This is a genomic window from Rhizobium sp. M1 (assembly GCF_002531805.1).
GTDB classification, from domain to species: domain Bacteria; phylum Pseudomonadota; class Alphaproteobacteria; order Rhizobiales; family Rhizobiaceae; genus Rhizobium; species Rhizobium etli_C.
The window spans coordinates 1-1,104 of record NZ_NWSW01000087.1; the positions used below are offsets into that span (position 1 = coordinate 1).

General features: G+C 59.1%; 1 protein-coding gene. It reads right to left on the reverse strand.

All coding sequences use genetic code 11. The features are described 5' to 3' along the window. Positions 1 to 27 precede the first annotated feature (27 nt). Positions 28 to 1,014, reverse strand: coding sequence for a LacI family DNA-binding transcriptional regulator (locus CO655_RS32850; protein ID WP_097609250.1), 987 nt, complete (start codon positions 1,012 to 1,014; stop codon positions 28 to 30). Positions 1,015 to 1,104: the final 90 nt, after the last annotated feature.

Genomic DNA, 1,104 nt, shown 5'->3' on the forward strand with positions numbered 1-1,104 from the left:
CCCTCCTGTTTTAAGGACGGCTAGTGATCACGCCGATTGTCGGAGCTGCAGTCTGAACGGCAGAATGATGTTCTTGATCTGCTCGTCATCGGGACGCGGCGTGGTGATCAGTTCGGCAATGGCCGGGCCGAAGTCCAAGGCCGGCACCTTCACTGTCGTAAGCCAGGGTGCCAGCCATTCGTTCAGGCGATTATCGTCAAAGCCGCAAACCACCAGATCTTCAGGCACTTGCATCTTTCTCTCGAAAGCTGCCCGGTAGACGCCATAGGCGATCATGTCGTTGGCGCAGAATATCGAGTATTTCTTGGGCTCGGCTTCGAGAAGGCGCGACGCACAGTCGTAGCCGGCTTGCATGGTGTAGGCGCTCTCGAACTGGAGAACTTTGGCATCCTCCCCGATCCCGGCGAGGAAGCCGTCCAGTCGTGCGGTGCTACCCGAATAATGTCGCGGACCGTGGATCGCCACACAGTTGGTATAACCGCGCTCGACGAAATGGCGCCCGACCGCCAAGCCGGCCTGGAAGTTGTCGATCCCGACATAGGGCGCGAGTATTCCTTGAGCCGGGCGCCGGTTAACGAAGATCAGATTGTTCTGTCGTGCGGCCAGTTCGCGTAATTTGGGCGTATCGATCGCTCCCTGAAGAACGATTGCGCGCGCTCTCAGCCCCAGCGCGTCGGCAAGAAGCCGATCCTGCTGGGTCGCGTTCTCGCCGGTATTGGCGAGAACCATCGACAGACCGATCTCTTTGAGCGCGCTTTCCACCGAGACGGCGATATCGGCCGTGAAGTGGTTGGTCGCGTCGGGCACCAGCATCATGACCACGCGACTTTGCGCCAGGCGAAGCGAGCGGCCGATCTCCGACGGGGTATAGCCCAAGGACTTGGCTGCCCGGCGAACGCTTTCGATCTTATGAGGAGAGACCGAGTCTGCCTTTCCCGAGAAATATCGCGAGACAGTCGCAGTCGAAACACCCGACAAACGCGCGACGTCCCGGATCGTGGGGGGCTTTGACATCAATGCTCACCTAGCTGATCGGAGAGGCACACCGTCCTGGTGCACGACGTCCGATGTTAACGATTACATCCTACTGCCGACTTTAGCGTT